This is a genomic window from Bradyrhizobium sp. GW821-FHT13H05, from assembly GCF_058804065.1.
Window position 1 is genome coordinate 47,152 of the sequence record NZ_JBXAPO010000024.1, and the last position, 19,261, is coordinate 66,412.

The following is a 19,261-nucleotide window of genomic DNA, read 5'->3' on the forward strand; positions in this document are numbered from 1 at the left end:
GTTTGGGCAGCCACGACCACCACGGCCGTCACCATCATGACCATGCCGGCCATTCGCATGATCATGATCATGATCATGATCATGGTCACGGCCACAGCCATGGCCATGGTCACGCGCATGTCCATGCGCCCGCCAATTTCGGCAAGGCGTTCGCGATCGGCATTACGCTGAACACCGCGCTGGTCGTGGCCGAGGCGGTCTATGGCTATATCGGCAACTCCACTGCGCTCCTCGCGGACGCCGGCCATAATCTGTCCGACGTGCTCGGCCTCGTCGTCGCCTGGGCTGCGTCGATCGCAGCGCGGCGCGCGCCGAGCGGCCGCTTCACCTATGGCTTTCGCGCCTCCACCATTCTGGCCGCGCTGGCGAATGCGGTGTTCCTGCTGGTCGCAACCGGCGCGATCGGCTGGGAGGCGATTTTGCGGCTGCGCGAGCCGGAGCCGGTTGCGGGCGTCACCGTGATGGTGGTCGCCGGCATCGGCATCCTCATCAATGGTTTCACCGCCATGTTGTTCGCAAGCGGCCGCAAGGACGACATCAATATCGAAGGCGCCTATCTGCACATGGCGGCCGATGCCGCGGTCTCACTCGGCGTCGTGATCTCGGCAGCGCTGATCATCTGGACCGGCTGGCTCTGGCTTGATCCCGTCACCAGCCTCGTGATCTGCCTCACCATCCTCTGGAGCACGACCAGCCTGCTGCGCGGCTCGATCGACATGTCGATGGCGGCCGCCCCCAAGGGCACCGACATCGCCGCAATCAAGCTGTTTCTACTGGAGCGGCCGGGCGTGTCAGGGATCCACGACCTCCACGTCTGGCCGATCTCGACCACCGAGACGGCGCTGACGTGTCATCTCTGCATGCCCAACGGCGCTGGCGATGCCTTCCTGATGGAGACCGCGCAGCAGCTGAAGGCGTCCTTCCGCATCGGCCACACCACGCTCCAGATCGAGACGCATCCGGACAATGGCTGCGCGTTGGCACCGGATGAGGTGGTGTGAGGAGGCAACAATGCCTCCTCATCGTCATTGCGAGGAGCGAAGCGACGAAGCAATCCAGGCTGCCTCCGTGGAAACAGTCCGGACTGCTTCGCTCCGCTCGCAATGACGGCGTGGTGAGAGTGGCGTCTACGCTGCCTTCGCCGTCACGATCCAGATCGCGCCCTGTAACGCCACGCTCTGCCCCTTCAGGAACGGCGTCAGCATCTCGCGGATCGAGGCTCTTGCGGCCGCATATGTCTCCGGCGGATGGCCTTGGAGCGCACGGCTGGCGGGGCCGATCTGGAGCGCGCCGTCGACGGCGGCATCGAGGCCGCCGCCGATGGCGACGTCCATCGGCAGGTTCTGCGGCTCCATCGCGACATCGACGAAGCCTGCCCCCTTCAGAATGCGCGTCACGCGTTCCTCTGACCCGAAAGCAAATGGTCCCGGCTCTTCCGGCCCGACCGGCGGCATTTTCGGCACGTGTTTGTAGACCGCCATCAACGGCGCCATCATCCACGGATTTTCCTTCGGCTCGCGCCAGCATGCAAAGGCGAGCCGCCCCGACGGCTTCAGCGCCCGGCGCAGATTTGTGAAGGACGCAATGGGATCGGCAAAGAACATGACGCCGAAGCGCGAGGCAAGCAGGTCAAAGCTCGCCGGCTCGAACGGATGCACCGTTGCATCCGCGAGCACGAAATCGAGCGGCAGGCCTTTCGGCGCCAACGCGCGCGCCTGCGACAGCATCGGGTCGGAGACGTCGAGGCCGAGTGCGAAGCCATCAGGCGCAACAGCCTTCGCGAACGCGAACGTCGTCGCACCGGAGCCGCAGCCGACATCGATCACGCGCTCGCCCGGCCTTGGTTTCGCGCGCGCGATAAGCGCGTCGGCAATGGGTCCGAGCAGGCTCTCCTGCGCCGCGTGGCGATCGGCCCAGCGCTGTCCGCTTGGTCCGTTCCAATAGGCGATCTGGTCGGCGTTCCGCTCGTGTCCGCTAGGCTGTTGCATTGGGGCCTTCATCTGAAGTGGACGGTTTGACGACACCTAGCAAGGGAGCGAGCGCCCAAGCTTCATTATCCGGATAAGATGGTACCACCATATCTATCATCGGCCTCATATCGTCATAATACCAGTCCTTCGCCTTCCCATCCCGCGCCTTCCGTTTTCCCTTCTGGAATAGGTCCCTGTATCGAAATGGCGATATTCCCATAAACGGAACAAAGGAGACCCGCGAAGGAATCTCCGATTCTATCGAGACTTCATCAGGATGAAGTTCTTTTGCACGGCTCTTGGGATAGGGCTCCATATATACAACCCGCTTAACTCCGCTCGCGAGTATGTGCTTCGTACAATTGTGACAAGGAAAGGTGGTACAGTAGAGAGTAGTCCCCTTGATGCTTCGCCCGAGACGCGCAGCATCGCAAATTGCCGACATCTCCGCATGAACAACTCGGCCATACTCTGTCAGGTCCATAACCCGCGATCCAACAAGCGCTCCCTGTCGAGCCTCAGCCTGGTTCTTTGAGATAAGATGATCAACGATCTGAGCATCGTTCCCAATGTGGAGAAGCTCTGGACTAAGATAGTCCATCTTACGTAGCCGCTCGACCAAATCGCGCACAATCTCTTTTTTGTGCTGGTCGTTGGGATCATATCCTTTCTTTATGTCGCGATGATCAGGTGTTTCTAGATCCCAATAAGTCCCACCAAGCGCCTTAGGAACCTCGTTACATCCTTGAGTAACCAGCTCACCATCGTCCGTAAACAGTGCCGCCCCAACCTGCCTTGAAAGATCGGAGGATCGAAGCGAGGCGGATTTCGCTGCGTACATCCCGTATTCGTCCTTGGAAGGAGCGATGTCGTTTCGTCCGAAAAGAGCCGCGACAAAACGCTCAAGCTTTTCGTCCATCCGAGCTTTGTTCAAACCATCGATGAACACGTCTGCGAGATGAAAGGTCTCGCTGAGCTGTTGGCCATAAGAATCTTGGTCCTCGCTAGCGTCTCTTTCGATCAGTTGCTCAGCCAGATAACCTATCTCAGCAGGCGTTGCGGCAGTAGAGAGCTCGGCTCGCAACCGACGACCAAGCTGCTCCTTCCTTTCATTCTCCGCGGCGTAAGCAGACGCAAGCACGAATTGACGCCCGTATACCTTGCGAAGCAGACTGACTTCTTCGGGCCGCTTGAGCTGTCTCACAATGTAGATCTGTTTCGGCTTAAGGACGCTGACGCTCCCCGTTTTGGCTTTGCGCTCGGCTCGTACGGCCTCGACCGCTATTCGAGCAAGAACTGCAGGATCGACATACTGCTTACGGAGAGCGTTAGCCTCGCTCATTTTCCGCATATACGTGTTAAACGTATCAGCGCCGGCGAACTTCTCTATTTCCCGCGTCGCGCTATCGTCTGTAATTGGATATCGAGATATCTCTGCCGTGAGTTTAATCAGACAGCTTTCATAGCCGACTGCCCAGAATGCAGCCGCGATGCTGGCCGTTATTTGGTCCATATCCACTCCGATAGGAGCAGCTAGGCCAACGACAAGCTCTGGATAATCCAAGGCGGAGGGCTGGCTTTTCGAAGAACTCATGCTTAAGACACTCTTAACTGCGAATATCTAGCGTGCTAAATAAGTTAAGCGCTCGATTCTGATCTGTGGTGAGGGCAACAATGAACACCGATCGCAAAGAGCAAGCTCGAGCTGATTTGGAACAGCTTACATCAGCTATCCGCGAAATGGCTAACCGCGCAAGCGCACAATTTGTGGTAGATACCCAGAAATCCGAAAGTTTTGCGGCTGCGGGCGAGCAGCGAGAAAAATTCAAAAAGACAGCCTAGTTTAAAAGCGGCAAAAGTCGCCCTATTTTACCATAACTGTACCTTCCGGAAGCCTGCTCGCTAAAGTATGGCCGACCATTGCATTGCAATGGACCTGCGCCCCGCATGAAGTACCTGTAGGCACTCTCGAAGTGGTGGGCGATCACGGATTCGAACCGCGGACCCTCTCGGTGTAAACGAGATGCTCTAACCAGCTGAGCTAATCGCCCTCGCCGCCTCTTTAGCCTCACAGGCCCCGGACGGGCAAGCGCGGAACTTCAATTCCTAAGCCTCAATCCCCCTGCCTGCCCGGCAGCAGCGGTACCGCGTCGATCCAGACCGCCGCCGACTGGCACCAGATCTGCCTCACGGGCCGCAGTTGGTCGCGCTGGCGGATCGAGCCCCAGCGGATGCCCCAATCGTCGGCCTGGTCGCCCTCGCCGCTGGTGAACAGCGGGGAACCGCACTCGGCGCAGAAATGCTGGAAGCGCATCCGGCCGTTGTCGCCGCGCTTGCCGTAAACCTTTGGCGTGCCGGCGGTCAGCTTCACGTCGGTCTCGGTGCAGATCGCCGTGACGCGGAACGGCGAGCCGGTCAGGGTCTGACAGTCCCGGCAATGGCAGACCGAGACCGTTTCAGGATCGATCTCGGCCTCATAGGTGATCTGCCCGCAATGGCACTGCCCGTCGATCTGCATCGCCCTCGTCCCTTGCCCTCGTCCCTTGCCCTCAAAACAAAAACGGCGCCCGAAGGCGCCGTTCTATCATCTTTTCGAGCTGCGATCTCAGTGAGCGGTCAGGCCGCCGGCGGCTTCGTCGCCGTCGGGCTTCACCGTCACCTTGGTGTCCTCTTCCCAGACGATCGGCACGGGCTTCTTCACCAGCGCCTTGGCAACGACGTCGTCGAGACGGGAGACCGGGATGATCTCCATGCCGCCCTTGATCGCATCGGAAATCTCCGTGAGATCCTTGGCGTTGTCCTCGGGGATCAGCACCGTCTTGATGCCGCCGCGGGCAGCGGCGAGCAGCTTCTCCTTCAGGCCGCCGATCGGCAGCACGCGGCCGCGCAGCGTGATCTCGCCGGTCATCGCGACATCGTGGCGGACCGGGATGCCGGTCATGACCGAGATGATCGCGGTGGCCATCGCCACGCCGGCCGACGGACCGTCCTTCGGCGTCGCGCCTTCCGGCACGTGCACGTGGATGTCCCGGCGGTCGAACAGCGGCGGCTCGATGCCGTAGACGATCGCACGCGAGCGGACATAGGACGCCGCCGCCGAGATCGACTCCTTCATCACGTCACGCAGATTGCCCGTGACCGTCATCTTGCCCTTGCCGGGCATCATGACGCCTTCGATGGTCAGCAACTCGCCGCCGACATCGGTCCAGGCAAGGCCGGTGACGATACCGACCTGCGGTTCGCTCTCGATTTCGCCGTAGCGGTACTTCGGCACGCCGAGCAACTCTTCCAGAGTCTTCTCGGTGACCTTGACCGACTTCTTCTTGGAGATCATCAGCTCCTTCACCGCCTTGCGGGCGAGTGTGGAGAGCTCACGCTCCAGATTACGCACGCCCGCTTCGCGGGTGTAGCGGCGGATCAACAGCAGCAGCGCATCGTCATCGATCGAGAACTCCTTGGAGTCCAGGCCGTGCTTGGACACCGCGTTCGGGATCAGGTGCTTGCGCGCGATCTCGACCTTCTCGTTCTCGGTGTAGCCCGCGATCCGGATGATCTCCATGCGGTCCATCAGCGGCCCGGGAATATTCAGCGTATTCGCGGTCGTGATGAACATCACGTTGGACAGATCGTAGTCGACCTCGAGATAGTGATCGTTGAAGGTCCCGTTCTGCTCGGGGTCGAGGACCTCGAGCAAGGCCGAGGACGGATCGCCGCGGAAATCGGCGCCCATCTTGTCGATCTCGTCCAGCAGGAACAGCGGATTGGACGACTTCGCCTTCCGCATCGACTGGATGATCTTGCCGGGCATCGAGCCGATATAGGTGCGGCGATGACCGCGGATCTCGGCCTCGTCGCGCACGCCACCGAGCGAGACGCGCACGAACTCGCGCCCCGTGGCCTTCGCGATCGACTTGCCGAGCGAGGTCTTGCCGACGCCGGGAGGTCCGACGAGGCACAGGATCGGTCCAGTCAGCTTGTTGGCGCGCGACTGCACCGCGAGATACTCGACGATGCGGTCCTTGACCTTCTCGAGCCCGTAGTGATCGGCATCGAGAACCGCCTGCGCGGCTTCCAGATCCTTCTTCACCTTGGACTTCTTGTTCCACGGGATCGACAGCAGCCAATCCAGGTAGTTGCGCACGACGGTCGCTTCCGCGGACATCGGCGACATCTGGCGCAGCTTCTTCAATTCATGCTGCGCCTTCTCGCGCGCTTCCTTGGAGAGCTTGGTCTTGGAAATCTTCTCTTCGAGATCGGCGAGCTCGTCGCGACCGTCGTCGTCGCCGAGTTCCTTCTGGATCGCCTTCATCTGCTCGTTGAGATAATACTCGCGCTGGGTCTTCTCCATTTGTCGTTTGACCCGAGAACGAATCCGCTTCTCGACCTGCAGCACCGAGATCTCGCTCTCCATCAGGCCCAGCACCTTCTCCAGGCGCGTGGTGACGGACAGCGTCTCCAGGATGCCCTGCCGATCCGCGATCTTGACGGCGAGATGCGAGGCAACGGTATCGGCGAGCTTGGCGAAATCGGTGATCGCCTGCACGACGCCGACGACTTCGGCCGAGATCTTCTTGTTGAGCTTCACATAGCTCTCGAAGTCGGACACGACCGAACGCGACAGCGCTTCCGCCTCGACCGACTTCGCGTCGGTGTCGGCCAGCGCAATTGCGGTCGCTTCGTAATAGTCGGCGCGATCGGTGTATTTCTGCACGCGCGCACGCTCGAGCCCTTCGACCAGCACCTTCACGGTGCCGTCGGGAAGCTTCAAGAGCTGCAGCACGCTGGCAAGCGTACCGGTCTCGTAAATGGCATCGGGTGCCGGATCATCATCGGACGCGTTCTTCTGCGTCGCGAGCATGATCAGCGCGTCGTTCTTCATCACCTCTTCGAGCGCGCGGATCGACTTCTCGCGTCCGACGAAGAGCGGAACGATCATGTGCGGGAAGACGACGATGTCGCGCAGCGGCAGCACAGGATAGGCGTGCGTTTCGCCATGGACGATGGTTGGCCGGGGTTTTGGATTAGTCATGGCCTTTTCCTTTTGCTTTGCCCCCTCGCACGCAGTCCGCCATGCTCATTGCGCAACCGCCACAAGGTGCCGAGGTGATCCACAAATCCGGTCTACCATTCGCAGGTTGGACCAGGCTTGCCGGATCGGAACTGAGGCGAATCTTGAACAGAATTCTCGCTTCGCCGTCGACATTAGGTGGCTATCGACCGGGGGGGTGTCAAGTCATTGAAAGACGCGCGCCATCAGGCGCTTACGCACGCGAATAAGCGACGCAACACCGGCTGCGGAGATACTTTCCGCAGCCCACACTTGATAAGACGATTGGAGCGTTCCAGCGCCGCAAAATCAGGCGCTGGCATTCTCGACGGCGCGATCGGTCCGATCGGCGTAGATGTAGAGCGGACGGGCCGTGCCTTCCACGACTTCGCGGGAAATCACGACTTCTTCCACACCTTCCAGGCCCGGCAGGTCGAACATGGTCTCGAGCAGGATCGCTTCGAGGATCGAACGCAGACCACGCGCGCCGGTCTTGCGCTCGATCGCCTTGCGGGCGACCGCGCCAAGCGCCTCGTCGGCGAAGGTCAGCTCGATGTTCTCCATCTCGAACAGGCGCTGGTACTGCTTCACCAGCGCGTTCTTCGGCTCGGTCAGGATCTTCTTCAGCGAGGTCTCGTCCAGATCCTCGAGCGTCGCCACGACAGGCAGACGGCCGACGAATTCGGGGATGAGGCCATACTTCAGGAGGTCCTCAGGCTCGACGTGACGGAAGATCTCGCCGGTGCGGCGGTCTTCCGGCGCCATCACCTGAGCCGCGAAACCGATCGAGGTCGACCGGCCGCGCGCCGAGATGATCTTCTCGAGGCCGGCAAACGCACCGCCGCAGATGAACAGGATGTTGGTGGTGTCCACCTGCAGGAATTCCTGCTGCGGATGCTTGCGGCCGCCCTGCGGCGGGACCGAAGCCACCGTGCCTTCCATGATCTTCAGCAGCGCCTGCTGCACGCCCTCACCCGACACGTCGCGCGTGATCGAGGGATTGTCGGACTTGCGGCTGATCTTGTCGATTTCGTCGATGTAGACGATGCCGCGCTGGGCGCGCTCGACATTGTAGTCGGCGGCCTGGAGCAGCTTCAGGATGATGTTCTCGACGTCCTCGCCGACATAGCCGGCTTCGGTCAGCGTCGTTGCATCGGCCATCGTGAACGGAACGTCCAGGATGCGGGCGAGCGTCTGCGCGAGCAGCGTCTTGCCCGAACCGGTCGGACCGATCAGCAGGATGTTCGACTTCGCAAGCTCGACGTCGTTGTGCTTGGTCTGGTGGTTGAGGCGCTTGTAGTGGTTGTGCACCGCGACCGACAGGACCTTCTTCGCATGGCTCTGGCCGATCACGTAATCGTCCAGCACCTTGCAGATTTCCTTCGGCGTCGGAATCCCGTCGCGCGACTTGACCAGCGAGGATTTGTTCTCCTCGCGGATAATGTCCATGCAGAGCTCGACGCACTCGTCGCAGATGAAGACCGTGGGACCCGCGATCAGTTTGCGGACTTCGTGCTGGCTCTTGCCGCAGAACGAGCAATATAGCGTGTTCTTGGAGTCGCTCGTGCCGACCTTACTCATTCATGTCTCCGTCCGCGGTTCGATCCCGTTCCGCTCGATCGCCCCATCCCGACACACCGATCGGCATGAAGCTCAAATAGAGCAAATTCCGTACCAAAAAAGACCCTACGCGTTACATCCCGTGCGAATCACGGTCACTCGATTCTCCCGCGATCATAGCCGATCATTCGTAGCCAACCATGCTGTCACCCGACTATCAAGAATTCGCTAATCGGGGGTCGACGGCTACCCGTGACAATACCGTGATTTCCGGTCTTGGCACGGGCGAAGTGATCGAAATCACCCCGCCGTTGCTGGATTGCCACGAAAAACAAGCACGAAAGCGGAACTTTCTGCCTGTCGCAGGGCGCAAAACGAGGTTTTGCAGCGCGCTCACGCGTCCTAAACGTGAACGCTGCCCTGAAATCCCGGCGACCCCTGAGGGATCGCCGTCACAGCCCAGTATTGTTACTGGGGTTTCGCCGCCGGCTCTTCGGCGCGTTTTTCGATGACCTTGTCGACCAGGCCGAAGTCCCTCGCGTCGTTGGCGGTGAGGAACTTGTCGCGCTCCAGCGCGTCCTCGATCGTCTTGTAGGTCTGGCCGGTGTGCTTCACGTAGATCTCGTTGAGCCGCTTCTTCAGGTTCAGGATTTCCTGGGCGTGCAGCATGATGTCAGTGGCCTGGCCCTGGAAGCCGCCCGAGGGCTGGTGCACCATGATGCGCGAATTCGGCAGCGAGAAGCGCATGTCCTTCTCGCCGGCGCAGAGCAGCAGCGAACCCATCGAGGCCGCCTGGCCGGTGCAGAGCGTCGAGACCGGCGGACGGATGAACTGCATGGTGTCGTAGATCGCAAGGCCCGACGTCACCACGCCACCCGGCGAGTTGATGTACATCGAGATTTCCTTCTTCGGATTTTCCGCCTCAAGGAACAGCAGCTGTGCGACGATCAGCGTCGACATGCCGTCTTCGACCGGGCCGGTCACGAAGATGATGCGCTCCTTCAGAAGGCGCGAGAAAATGTCGTAGGCGCGCTCGCCACGGTTGGTCTGCTCGACCACCATGGGCACGAGGTTCATGTAGGTTTCAACCGGATCGCGCATGAGTCACCTAGGGTTTTAGGAGGCGGACATCGCCGGTTCTGGCTGCCGGTTTGGCCGGATTTGCCGGAAGGCCGATGGACGCCCGTGATGCAGGAAGATGGTAGACGTAGAACGCTTGGACACAGGTAGAGCTTGGGTACAGGGTGTACCGACAGATATAGCCCAATTCGCGCCAGACAAGTGCGGAGCGAATTAAGGCTTAATCCACCAGGCACTTGAAGCTGATTCTTGCAAAAAGGCCCAGCCAGCCACATGGCTAGCGGGGCCTGATCGCGGATCATCCTTAATAGAAGGCTGCCGTCTCAACGTCCTCAGGCGGCGGTCTTTTCCGCCTCGTCGTCCTTGTACAGGTCCTCGCGCGAGACCTTCTTCTCGGTCACGTTGGCGAGCTCGAGGATGAAGTCGACGACCTTGTCCTCATAGATCGGTGCGCGAAGCTGGGCGAGCGCCTGGGCGTTGTTGCGATAATAGTCCCAGACTTCCTTCTCGCGGCCGGGCATCGAGCGCGCGCGCTCGATCACGGCGCGGCCGACCTCGTCGTCGGTCACGGTGATCTTGTTCTTCTCGCCGATCTCGGAGAGCACGAGGCCGAGCCGCACGCGGCGGTCGGCGATCTTGCGGTACTCTTCCTTGGCCTTGTCCTCAGTGGTGTCCTCGTCGGCGAAGGTCTTGCCGGCGGAATCCATCTCGGCCTTGACCGAGTTCCACATCAGATTGAACTCCTCGTCGACCAGCGACGGGGGCGCCTCGAAGCGATGCGCTTCGTCGAGACGGTCGAGCAGCGCACGCTTGACGCGCTGGCGCGTGGCACCGGCGAACTCGGCGGCCAGACGCTCGCGCGCGGCTTCCTTCAGCTTGTCGAGCGATTCGAGGCCGAGCGTCTTGGCGAACTCGTCGTCGATCGCGACATCCTGCGGCGCCTCGATCGCCGTCGCAGTCGTCTCGAACTCGGCCGGCTGGCCGGCGAGCTTCTCGCTCATGTAGTTCTTGGGGAACGACACTTTCAGCGTGCGCGTCTCGCCCGCGCCGATGCCGATGAGCTGTTCCTCGAAGCCCGGGATGAAAGTGTTGGAACCGATCGCGACCTGGATGCCCTCGCCAGTGCCGCCCTCGAAGGCTTCGCCGTTGATGGTGCCCTTGAAGCTGACGGTGACGCGGTCGCCCTGTTCGGCCTTGGCGCCGTCGGCCTTCGCGGCATAGCCGCGGTTGGTGTCGGCGATGCGCTTGATCGCCTCGTCGACGTCGGTGTCGGACACGTCAGCGACGGGCTTCTCGACCTGGAAGGTCTTGAAGTCGGCGAGCGCGATCGCGGGCACCACTTCGATCGCGACCGTGTAGGTCAGATCGGTCTTGCCGCTCAGCAGCTCCTCGACCTCGGCCTGCTCGCTCGGCATCGTGATCTTCGGCTCGGTCGCAAGCTTGAAGCCGCGCTCGGAAAACAGCTGCGTGTTGGCGTCGCGGATGGTCTGGTCGATGGTCTCGGCCATCACCGAGCGGCCATAGACCTTCTTGAGGTGAGCGACCGGCACCTTGCCGGGGCGGAAGCCGTTGATGCGGACCTTGTCCTTGAGGTCGACGAGCTTGGCGCCGGCCTTGGCGTCGAGATCAGACGCGGGAACGCTGATCTTGAACTCGTGCTTCAAACCTTCCGAGAGGGTTTCTGTGACCTGCATGGCGTCCAATCTTCTTCTCGTTCGGTCCCGGCACGCTCACGCGTCGGGACGCTGTCATTAATCGATCCGGCGCGAGGCGAACGCCTCAATGCCGGTGGTTCATCGAGCCCGGCTCCAGGCGGAAAAACATCCGCGCGGAGCGAGGCCCCTCAGTAATCCGTGCAAACGCTGAAAGCGCTTGGTGCGGGCGGAGGGACTCGAACCCCCACAACTTTCGTCACTGGAACCTAAATCCAGCGCGTCTACCAGTTCCGCCACGCCCGCGTAATTTGCATCAAGACCGGCCGCGATGCCGCGGGCGGCGGGCTTATAGCATGTGCCCGACTGTTCGCAGCAAAAAAATGGCCTGATCGAGGCAGGCTCCAAGTAGGCACGATAGCTGGACTTATCCAGCGCGGCGTGGTCCGGATCGAGCTCATGAAACCGCGGATTTTCGACCCGACCCGGCGTGAGGTCCTGGCCGGACTTGGAGCCTCTGCGGCCGCCCTGATGGCGGGCGGCGCGACCCCTGCCGTGACAGCCCAGCTCGCCCTTCAGGCAAGGGCTGCAACCTTGGCTCTCCGGCCGGGACAACCGGCTACACCAATCTGGGAGCTGGCCGCCGTAAGCCACATTGGGGACGTGCGTCTGAAGCGCTTCGACAACTGCCAAGTGGTTTTCCGCAACAACCTGCCTGCGCCGCTTGCGCCAGTCTGGTACGGCCTGAATGCCCCGGCCGTCACCGATCAGTTCCGAGGCCGCGCGCCGGTGGCGCCGGATGCAACAGAAACATCAAATATATCAATACCAAACGCGGGAACCCTGTTGGCCGACTTTCGGCTCTTCGAGGAGGGCCAGAAGCAGCCCGCGCGTCCGCTTCCGATCATCGTCGACGAGTCCAGCCGGGTCCCCGTCGATCGTGACGTGGTCGTTCTGATCGAGGAATGGCGCCTGCAGCCGGACGGGACCGCGCTGCCCCCGGGCCAGGATCCGAAGGACACGACGGCGCTCTATACAATTAACGGACAGACTTCATTCGAACTCTCAGCTTCGGCCGGGGAGCGGCTGCGCCTGCGCTTCATCAACGGCTCCCAACGCTCTGTTCTGGCAATCAAATTGGAGAACCATGAGGTCCAGGTGATGGCGCTGGACGGCCAGCCGGCCGAGCCGTTCCCGGCGCGCAACGGCGCCCTGGTGCTGGCGCCCGGCGCACGTGCCGACGCCTTCGTGGATGCGGCCACAACGGCCCCTTTCCTGCTCCATGACGGCAAGGAGGCGCGCCAGATCGGGAGCCTCAAGGTCTCGGGCAGACTGGAGCGGCGCGCACCGCTGTTGCCGCCACAGCCGCTCCCATCGAACGACCTGCCCGAGAAGCTCGACCTGCGCGGCGCCCTGCGGTTCGATGTCGCGCTCGCCGCGCCCGAGGCCGGCTGGACGCGGCCCGCAAGTTTCTCCGTCAACTCCGCCCCCGCCTTCCGCGCCAAGCCCGGCCGCACCGTCGTGCTGGCCCTGAAGAACCCCGGTCCGGTCACAACCGTGTTCCACCTGCACGGCCACCATTTCCGTCTGCTCGACAAGCTCGACGACGGCTGGAAGCCCTACTGGCTCGACACGCTCGCGATCGAACCCGGCCAGACCCAGCGCATCGCGTTCGCCGCGACCTCACCGGGCCGATGGCTACTCGAGTCCGTCGTGACCGACTGGGCCGCGCCGCGGCTGGTGCGCTGGTATGGGGTGGAGTGAGTTATGCGCGCGTCCAGAGGTAGCGGACGTCGGGCTCTTTCTCCTCGTTCCGCGCCCCGTCGGTCTGCTCGACCGGGGTGAATCCGCGAGCCTCATAGAAGCGACGCGCTCGTGCGTTGCGTTGGAAGGTCCAGAGTTCCAGCCGTTCGCAGGCGTCCTTGGCAATGTCGAGGAGCTCGGTGCCAACGCCGCGGCCGTGGGCGGCGGGAAGCACGTAGAGCTGCTCGACCCACCCCTCGCGGAACGCGATGATCCCGCTCAGCTCATCGCCGTCGAAGCGTCCCCATACACGGCACGTTGTGAAGACATGCTCGCGGTAGAACCAGCGGTCCTCCTCCGGCGTGTGCAGTCCAACCAGCCAAGGCATCGCCTGGTCGAACGCAAGCCGATGGACCTGCGCAGCTGCCGCCATGTCGGCGAGCGCGAGCTGCCTGAGCACTAGTACTCCACCCCGAGCGCATTGTAGATTCGCCGGTGCACGGCCGGCAGCGTCTCGGTCAGGTCCTCCGCGATCAGGCCCGGCCCCGCTTCGCTCGCCGCCTCGCCATGCATCCAGACGCCGATGCTGGCGGCTTCGAACGCCGGCACGCCCTGCGCCAGCAGCCCCGCGATGATGCCGGCGAGCACGTCGCCGGCGCCCGCGGTGGCGAGCCAGGGCGGTGCGTTGGCGGCGATGGTGGCACGGCCGTCGGGTGCGGCGATCGTGGTGTCCGGCCCCTTCAACAACACCACCGCACCGCAGCGCTCGGCGGCGGCGCGGACGCGCTCCAGCTTCGAGCGGCCCGGATATTTGTTGCTGAGGTCGGAGAACAGGCGCGGGAATTCACCCTCGTGCGGCGTCAGCACCACCGCACTGTCGCGCGAGGATTTGATCGATTCAAACAGCCGCTCGGGGTTTGCGGCAAAACTCGTCAGCGCGTCGGCGTCAAGCACAAGATGCCGCTGCGCGTTAAGCGCCGTGTGGACGAAATCGCAGGTGCGATCACCGACGCCCGTGCCGGGGCCGATGATGCAGGTGTTGTAACGCTTGTCGCCAAGAAGCTCGCCGAACTCGATCGCAGTGTCGGCCGGGCGAACCATCACCGCGGTGAGCGCGGCCGCATTGATCGCGAGCGCATCGCGCGGGCTCGCCAGCGTCACCAGACCCGCGCCCGCACGCAACGCCGCACGTGCCGCGAGCCGCGCAGCACCGGTCGCGGCAGCATCGCCCGAGACCGCGAGCACATGGCCCCGCGCGTATTTGTGGCCGTCGATGCGCGGCACCGGGAAGGCCGCGCCCCAGAAATCCGGATCGTCCTCGAATGTCTGAGGTCTGATCTCGTCCAGCACCTGTGCGTCGATGCCGATATCGGCGACGCGCACATGGCCGCAATGCATCCGGCCGGGCAGCAAGAGATGCGCCGGCTTCTTGCGGAAGAAGGTGACGGTCTCGGTGGCGTTCACGGCAACGCCCAGCACGGCCGCGCTGGTGCCGTTGATGCCGCTCGGCAGGTCGACTGCGAGCACCAAGGCACCGTTGGCGTTGATCGCCTCGATCATCGCGCGCGCCTCGCCCTCGACGGGGCGGCTGAGGCCCGCACCGAACAGCGCGTCGATGATCAGCGCCGGCTTTCCGATCGCCTGCGGATTGAACGGGAGCACCGGGTGTTTCCAGCCGCGCGCGGCGGAGGCCGCATCGCCCTGGAGCTGGTCGCGCTCGCACATCAGGATCACCGAGACCTCGCGCCCCTGCGCGGCGAGCTCGGCGGCTGCGACAAAACCGTCACCGCCATTGTTGCCGGGGCCGGCCACGATCAGGATCGACCCCTCCTCCACCAGCGCATTGGCGGCATCCGCGACCGCCTGACCCGCGCTCAGCATCAGCTTGAAACCGGGCGTGCCGGCCGCGATCGAAAGCTGGTCGGCCCGCTGCATTTCGGCGTTGGTCAGAACTTCCATGCCACTTCCCTGGTACAAACGCCTTTTCAACAGGCACTTTCCATGCCGTCCCCATACAGGGAACAGCGACCTGCACACACATTGACCGTTTGCCTATTTCGTAGTCTTCGGTATTTTGGGCCGGTCGGCTCCACCTATCAGAGATGCTCGTTAAAAGGCTGATAACGCTCCAACAATCAGGGCATTTGCAACTTGGCATAGACCCTGCTTTCGAGGAAGCCGCTTCGGTTCGTCGTACTCACTGGCATTCATCAGGGTGTGACCGGCCGCCGCTGGGCTGGTCAGGCATCCCGGCATAGCGAAGACAAGATCGTGCGTGAGAAAAGCGCATCCTGACGAAGACGTTGCTATTTGATCGAAAGGCCGGAGGCGCGCAGTGAAGAAAATCGAAGCCATCATCAAGCCATTCAAGCTCGACGAGGTGAAGGAAGCGCTTCAGGAAGTCGGCCTGCAGGGCATCACCGTGACCGAAGCCAAGGGTTTTGGCCGCCAGAAGGGTCATGCCGAGCTTTACCGCGGCGCAGAATACATCGTCGACTTCCTGCCCAAGGTGAAGATCGAGATCGTGATCGGCGACGATCTGGTCGAGCGCGCCATCGACGCGATCCGCCGCGCCGCACAGACCGGGCGCATCGGCGACGGCAAGATTTTCGTCTCCAACATCGAAGAGGCGATCCGCATCCGAACCGGTGAATCCGGGCTGGACGCTATCTGAGCCGGGTGCTATCCCGCGTTTTGCGACACAATGAAAAGAAATAAGGCTGCTTCGGCGGCCTGATTTCGTTTGTGCGGTCGCGCGCGAACTCGCCAAAAGCGAGAATAATCTTGCTCATCTGGAAACCGTCCCGCAGAGCCAAAAGGGGTATGCATGAAGACCGCCAAAGACGTCCTGAAATCGATCAAGGACAACGACGTTAAGTACGTCGACCTGCGCTTCACCGATCCGCGCGGCAAGTGGCAGCATGTGACGTTCGACGTCAGCATGATCGACGACGATATCTTCGCCGAAGGGACGATGTTCGACGGCTCCTCGATCGCCGGCTGGAAGGCGATCAACGAGTCCGACATGTGCCTGATGCCGGATCCGGTGACCGCGACGATCGATCCGTTCTTCGCCGAGACCACCATGGTCATCACCTGCGACGTGCTCGAGCCTACCACGGGCGAGCCCTACAACCGCGACCCCCGCGGCATCGCCAAGAAGGCGGAAGCCATGGTGAAGTCGATGGGCGTGGGCGACACCGTCTTCGTCGGCCCCGAAGCCGAGTTCTTCGTGTTCGACGACGTGCGCTTCTCCTCCGGCCCTTACAACACCGGCTTCAGGCTCGATTCCTCGGAGCTGCCGAGCAACACCGACACCGAATATGAAGGCGGCAATCTCGGCCACCGCATCCGCACCAAGGGCGGCTACTTCCCGGTTCCGCCGCAGGACTCGGTGCAGGACATGCGCTCGGAAATGCTCGGCGCCATGGCCAAGATGGGCGTCAAGGTCGAGAAGCACCATCACGAGGTCGCTTCGGCCCAGCACGAGCTCGGCATGAAGTTCGACACGCTGACGCTGATGGCCGACCATCTGCAGATCTACAAATACTGCATCCACCAGGTCGCGCACATCTACGGCAAGACCGCCACCTTCATGCCGAAGCCGGTCTATGGCGACAACGGCTCGGGCATGCACGTGCACCAGTCGATCTGGAAGGACGGCAAGCCGGTGTTCGCCGGCAACAAATACGCCGACCTGTCGGAGACCTGCCTCCACTACATCGGCGGCATCATCAAGCACGCCAAGGCGATCAACGCCTTCACCAACCCGTCGACCAACTCCTACAAGCGTCTGGTCCCGGGCTATGAGGCTCCCGTGCTGCTCGCCTACTCCGCGCGCAACCGCTCGGCCTCCTGCCGCATCCCCTACACCGCTTCGCCGAAGGCCAAGCGCGTCGAGGTGCGTTTCCCCGATCCGCTCGCCAATCCCTATCTCGGCTTCGCCGCGATGCTGATGGCCGGCCTCGACGGCATCAAGAACAAGATCGATCCGGGTCCGGCGATGGACAAGGACCTCTACGACCTGCCGAAGGAAGAGCTGAAGCAGATCCCGACCGTCTGCGGTTCGCTCCGCGAGGCGCTGGAGAACCTCGACAAGGACCGCGGCTTCCTCAAGAACGGCGGCGTGTTCGACGACGACTTCATCGACGCTTACATCGAGCTGAAGATGACCGAAGTCGCCCGCTTCGAGATGACCCCGCACCCGGTCGAGTTCGACATGTACTATTCGGGCTAAGCGGCCCGAACAGTCCGCGACAAGCAAAAGGCGCTCCGCGAGGGGCGCCTTTTCGTTTTGGGCACACGCGAACCTACGTCTTCGGCCTCGCGACCCGCACCCCGTCGGCTCCGATCGCACCGAACGTGCCGGCGATGATCTCGCTGGTCGGCTGCATACCGCCGAGCGACCAGTGCGCGGGCTCCTGCTCCTCGATCCTGACCCAGACGTTGCGGCGGAAATCCGGGCTGCCCTGCCCTTCGACCTCGACCATCAGGTCGGTGACGCGTTCGAGCAGCGTCTTCTTCTGCTTGGCGTCCAGGATGCCGCGGACGGTGGAAATGGTGATATAAGGCATGTCTTGCTCCAATCATGTCGTGTGACAACGGCGCCAATCTGGACCTGCCATGCCGGAGACGGCAGTGGCGGATAAGCCAGAGATCGGGCAATTTCCGCCACGCTACGCCCGCGCCGATCGGATAGGATAGCCGGCAGCCGCCCGGAGGTCCCATGAAGCTCGCAATGCTGGCGCTGGAAGGTTGCATGCATTCGGCGATCGCCGGTGTCGCCGACGTGCTGTCGCTCGCCAATCACGTGATGCAGCAAAGCGGCGTGAAATCCCGCTTCACCTGGCAGACGCTGTCGCTCGACGGCAAGGACGTGCGCGCCGGCGGCGGCCAGATGGTCGCGGTCGATGGCGCGATCGGCAAGCGCGCGAGCTTCGATGCGATCCTCGTCCCCGGCAACCTCGTCGACCACGTCACGGCCGAGCGGCTGCAACCGCAATATGCCCGCGCCGGCGCCTGGCTGCGACAGCAGCACGCGAACGGCCGGCTGATCGGTGCGTTTTGCAGCGGCGTTTTCCTGCTGGCCGGTGCCGGCCTGCTCGACAACCGCCGCGCCACCATCACCTGGTGGCTGCAAGGCGAACTGCGCCAGCGTCATCCCACGATCGACCTTGCTGCTGACGCCGTCATTACCATGGCGGACCGCATCGTCTGCGCGGCCGGACCGATGTCGTGGGTCGATCTCCTGCTCAAACTGATCGAGACCACAGAAGGCAAGGAGATCGCAAAGCTGTGCGCGGACTATGTCGTCATCGACACCGCGCAGCGCACCCAATCGATCTTCATGCCCGTCGGCTATTTGCTCTCACAGGACCCGCTGCTGACCAGGGCTGACCTGCTGGTTCGCCGCACCGGCAAGAGGGCGATGACGGTCAAGCGCCTCGCGGACGCGCTTGGCCTGAGCGAGCGCACGCTGAACCGGAAATTCCAGGAGCTCACGCACGAGCCGCCGCAAGCCTTCATCATGCGCCGCCGCGTCGAGCACGCGCGCACGCTGCTGGAGACCACGACGCAGCCGGTCAAGACCATCGCGCGCACCGCCGGCTATGAGGACGAGAGCAGCTTTCGCAAGGCGTTCCGCAAGCTGACCCTGATGTCGCCGCAGGCCTATCGCGCGCGGCATGCGGTGCAGCCAGTGTGACCTGATAAGCCGGAGGCGCGCATGGCCTTGTCGTCGGTGAAGGCGACCTCGATGCGCCGGTCCACCGCCTTGGGAAACAGCACAAGGCCCTTGTACTTCTCACCCTCGGCGCCCGGCAGGTCCTGCACCACGGCGTCCTTGCCGTAGCGCTGTTTCAAGCTCCGTTCAGTGTCATCAGGCGTAACAGGCGAAACGCAGGTGATCGGCCCTTCCTGCGGCGGGGTGGATTGAGCGAATGCGGGGGGCGCGAACAGGACAAGGGCGGCGGCGACCGGATGGCGTTTCATCGGCATACCATTCCAATTTCGAAATCGGGCTTGGAAAGTAGCGCGTGCGGATGACGCGGCACAACGCGAAAGGGTCGCGATGACGTGAAATCGTCGCCCTGGTGTGAAATTTGAGATTGGGGCCGTGAACAAGCCTCCGCGCCGTCATTGCTGTGCAAGTCCACTAATTCGCTGATCGAGAGATTTCGGTTTTGGCGGCGGCAAAATCTTTTGGAGAC

General features: G+C 62.4%; 17 protein-coding genes and 2 tRNA genes. 6 read left to right on the top strand and 13 right to left on the bottom strand.

Features of this window, described 5'->3' with window-relative positions; genetic code table 11:
• The first annotated feature begins 2 nt into the window (after positions 1-2).
• Complete coding sequence (locus AC1RR3_RS37605) at positions 3-1,001, top strand: cation diffusion facilitator family transporter (RefSeq protein ID WP_492830229.1); 999 nt, start codon at positions 3-5, stop codon at positions 999-1,001.
• Positions 1,002-1,127: 126 nt separating this feature from the next.
• Here the strand turns inward: AC1RR3_RS37605 and AC1RR3_RS37610 are convergent, their stop codons facing one another.
• Both AC1RR3_RS37610 and AC1RR3_RS37615 read right to left on the bottom strand, forming a co-directional pair.
• Positions 1,128-1,988 (bottom strand): class I SAM-dependent methyltransferase, encoded by an 861-nt coding sequence (locus tag AC1RR3_RS37610; RefSeq protein ID WP_492830231.1) that lies wholly within the window; start codon positions 1,986-1,988, stop codon positions 1,128-1,130.
• Entirely contained in the window at positions 1,975-3,564 is a 1,590-nt protein-coding gene (locus AC1RR3_RS37615; protein WP_492830233.1) for an anti-phage dCTP deaminase, read from the bottom strand. The genes AC1RR3_RS37610 and AC1RR3_RS37615 overlap by 14 nt, the downstream gene beginning before the upstream one ends.
• 80 nt (positions 3,565-3,644) lie before the next feature.
• Here AC1RR3_RS37615 and AC1RR3_RS37620 point away from each other — a divergent pair, with 80 nt between their 5' ends.
• Positions 3,645-3,812, top strand: coding sequence for a hypothetical protein (locus tag AC1RR3_RS37620; RefSeq protein ID WP_492830235.1), 168 nt, complete (start codon positions 3,645-3,647; stop codon positions 3,810-3,812).
• 132 nt (positions 3,813-3,944) lie between these two features.
• Here AC1RR3_RS37620 and AC1RR3_RS37625 read toward each other — a convergent pair.
• From AC1RR3_RS37625 to AC1RR3_RS37655, 7 genes are all read right to left on the bottom strand, one after another.
• Positions 3,945-4,021 (bottom strand) — tRNA-Val (locus tag AC1RR3_RS37625).
• A 62-nt stretch (positions 4,022-4,083) separates the two neighbouring features.
• Positions 4,084-4,488: a GFA family protein gene (locus tag AC1RR3_RS37630; protein ID WP_492830236.1), complete on the bottom strand. Its 405-nt coding sequence runs from the start codon at positions 4,486-4,488 to the stop codon at positions 4,084-4,086.
• A gap of 87 nt (positions 4,489-4,575) precedes the next feature.
• On the bottom strand, positions 4,576-6,999 hold the full coding sequence (gene lon, locus AC1RR3_RS37635) for an endopeptidase La (protein WP_492830238.1): 2,424 nt from the start codon (positions 6,997-6,999) through the stop codon (positions 4,576-4,578).
• 327 nt (positions 7,000-7,326) lie between these two features.
• Entirely contained in the window at positions 7,327-8,598 is a 1,272-nt protein-coding gene (gene clpX, locus AC1RR3_RS37640; protein ID WP_018642420.1) for an ATP-dependent Clp protease ATP-binding subunit ClpX, read from the bottom strand.
• Positions 8,599-9,045: 447 nt separating this feature from the next.
• Positions 9,046-9,678: an ATP-dependent Clp protease proteolytic subunit gene (locus AC1RR3_RS37645; RefSeq protein ID WP_426407393.1), complete on the bottom strand. Its 633-nt coding sequence runs from the start codon at positions 9,676-9,678 to the stop codon at positions 9,046-9,048.
• Positions 9,679-9,989: 311 nt separating this feature from the next.
• Positions 9,990-11,351, bottom strand: a complete 1,362-nt coding sequence (gene tig, locus AC1RR3_RS37650) for a trigger factor (RefSeq protein ID WP_492830241.1) — start codon at positions 11,349-11,351, stop codon at positions 9,990-9,992.
• A 179-nt stretch (positions 11,352-11,530) separates the two neighbouring features.
• A tRNA-Leu gene (locus AC1RR3_RS37655) sits at positions 11,531-11,615 on the bottom strand.
• Between the two features lie 153 nt (positions 11,616-11,768).
• Between AC1RR3_RS37655 and AC1RR3_RS37660 the strand changes: the two genes are divergently transcribed.
• Positions 11,769-13,073: a multicopper oxidase domain-containing protein gene (locus AC1RR3_RS37660; RefSeq protein ID WP_492830243.1), complete on the top strand. Its 1,305-nt coding sequence runs from the start codon at positions 11,769-11,771 to the stop codon at positions 13,071-13,073.
• 1 nt (position 13,074) lies between these two features.
• On the opposite strand, the gene AC1RR3_RS37665 is transcribed toward AC1RR3_RS37660, so the two are convergent.
• Together AC1RR3_RS37665 and AC1RR3_RS37670 are read right to left on the bottom strand one after the other, a co-directional pair.
• Complete coding sequence (locus AC1RR3_RS37665) at positions 13,075-13,512, bottom strand: GNAT family N-acetyltransferase (RefSeq protein WP_492830244.1); 438 nt, start codon at positions 13,510-13,512, stop codon at positions 13,075-13,077.
• Positions 13,512-15,011 carry an NAD(P)H-hydrate dehydratase gene (locus AC1RR3_RS37670; RefSeq protein WP_492830246.1) on the bottom strand — a complete coding sequence of 500 codons (1,500 nt, stop codon included), beginning with the start codon at positions 15,009-15,011 and terminating at the stop codon, positions 13,512-13,514. Before AC1RR3_RS37670 ends, AC1RR3_RS37665 begins: the two co-directional genes overlap by 1 nt.
• A gap of 376 nt (positions 15,012-15,387) precedes the next feature.
• Here AC1RR3_RS37670 and AC1RR3_RS37675 point away from each other — a divergent pair, with 376 nt between their 5' ends.
• Together AC1RR3_RS37675 and glnA are read left to right on the top strand one after the other, a co-directional pair.
• Positions 15,388-15,726 (top strand): P-II family nitrogen regulator, encoded by a 339-nt coding sequence (locus tag AC1RR3_RS37675; RefSeq protein ID WP_007603495.1) that lies wholly within the window; start codon positions 15,388-15,390, stop codon positions 15,724-15,726.
• Positions 15,727-15,879: 153 nt separating this feature from the next.
• Entirely contained in the window at positions 15,880-17,289 is a 1,410-nt protein-coding gene (gene glnA / locus AC1RR3_RS37680) for a type I glutamate--ammonia ligase (RefSeq protein ID WP_492830249.1), read from the top strand.
• Between the two features lie 73 nt (positions 17,290-17,362).
• On the opposite strand, the gene AC1RR3_RS37685 is transcribed toward glnA, so the two are convergent.
• Entirely contained in the window at positions 17,363-17,626 is a 264-nt protein-coding gene (locus AC1RR3_RS37685; RefSeq protein ID WP_492830251.1) for a tautomerase family protein, read from the bottom strand.
• A gap of 152 nt (positions 17,627-17,778) precedes the next feature.
• Here AC1RR3_RS37685 and AC1RR3_RS37690 point away from each other — a divergent pair, with 152 nt between their 5' ends.
• Positions 17,779-18,756 (top strand): GlxA family transcriptional regulator, encoded by a 978-nt coding sequence (locus AC1RR3_RS37690; RefSeq protein WP_492830253.1) that lies wholly within the window; start codon positions 17,779-17,781, stop codon positions 18,754-18,756.
• Here the strand turns inward: AC1RR3_RS37690 and AC1RR3_RS37695 are convergent.
• The gene (locus AC1RR3_RS37695; protein WP_492830255.1) at positions 18,723-19,043 is read right to left on the bottom strand and encodes a hypothetical protein; all 321 of its coding nucleotides are present in this window, start codon (positions 19,041-19,043) and stop codon (positions 18,723-18,725) included. The two genes, AC1RR3_RS37690 and AC1RR3_RS37695, sit on opposite strands and share 34 nt — an antisense overlap.
• Between the last annotated feature and the right edge of the window lie 218 nt (positions 19,044-19,261).

Excerpts from the sequence above, each read along its gene's own strand:
- AC1RR3_RS37610 (WP_492830231.1), bottom strand. The coding sequence starts at position 1,988 with ATGCAACAGCCTAGCGGACACGAGCGGAACGCCGACCAGATCGCCTAT.
- AC1RR3_RS37615 (WP_492830233.1), bottom strand. The coding sequence starts at position 3,564 with ATGAGTTCTTCGAAAAGCCAGCCCTCCGCCTTGGATTATCCAGAGCTT.
- AC1RR3_RS37620 (WP_492830235.1), top strand. The coding sequence starts at position 3,645 with ATGAACACCGATCGCAAAGAGCAAGCTCGAGCTGATTTGGAACAGCTT.
- AC1RR3_RS37630 (WP_492830236.1), bottom strand. The coding sequence starts at position 4,488 with ATGCAGATCGACGGGCAGTGCCATTGCGGGCAGATCACCTATGAGGCC.
- lon (WP_492830238.1), bottom strand. The coding sequence starts at position 6,999 with ATGACTAATCCAAAACCCCGGCCAACCATCGTCCATGGCGAAACGCAC.
- clpX (WP_018642420.1), bottom strand. The coding sequence starts at position 8,598 with ATGAGTAAGGTCGGCACGAGCGACTCCAAGAACACGCTATATTGCTCG.
- AC1RR3_RS37645 (WP_426407393.1), bottom strand. The coding sequence starts at position 9,678 with ATGCGCGATCCGGTTGAAACCTACATGAACCTCGTGCCCATGGTGGTC.
- tig (WP_492830241.1), bottom strand. The coding sequence starts at position 11,351 with ATGCAGGTCACAGAAACCCTCTCGGAAGGTTTGAAGCACGAGTTCAAG.
- AC1RR3_RS37660 (WP_492830243.1), top strand. The coding sequence starts at position 11,769 with ATGAAACCGCGGATTTTCGACCCGACCCGGCGTGAGGTCCTGGCCGGA.
- AC1RR3_RS37670 (WP_492830246.1), bottom strand. The coding sequence starts at position 15,011 with ATGGAAGTTCTGACCAACGCCGAAATGCAGCGGGCCGACCAGCTTTCG.
- glnA (WP_492830249.1), top strand. The coding sequence starts at position 15,880 with ATGAAGACCGCCAAAGACGTCCTGAAATCGATCAAGGACAACGACGTT.
- AC1RR3_RS37685 (WP_492830251.1), bottom strand. The coding sequence starts at position 17,626 with ATGCCTTATATCACCATTTCCACCGTCCGCGGCATCCTGGACGCCAAG.
- AC1RR3_RS37690 (WP_492830253.1), top strand. The coding sequence starts at position 17,779 with ATGAAGCTCGCAATGCTGGCGCTGGAAGGTTGCATGCATTCGGCGATC.
- AC1RR3_RS37695 (WP_492830255.1), bottom strand. The coding sequence starts at position 19,043 with ATGAAACGCCATCCGGTCGCCGCCGCCCTTGTCCTGTTCGCGCCCCCC.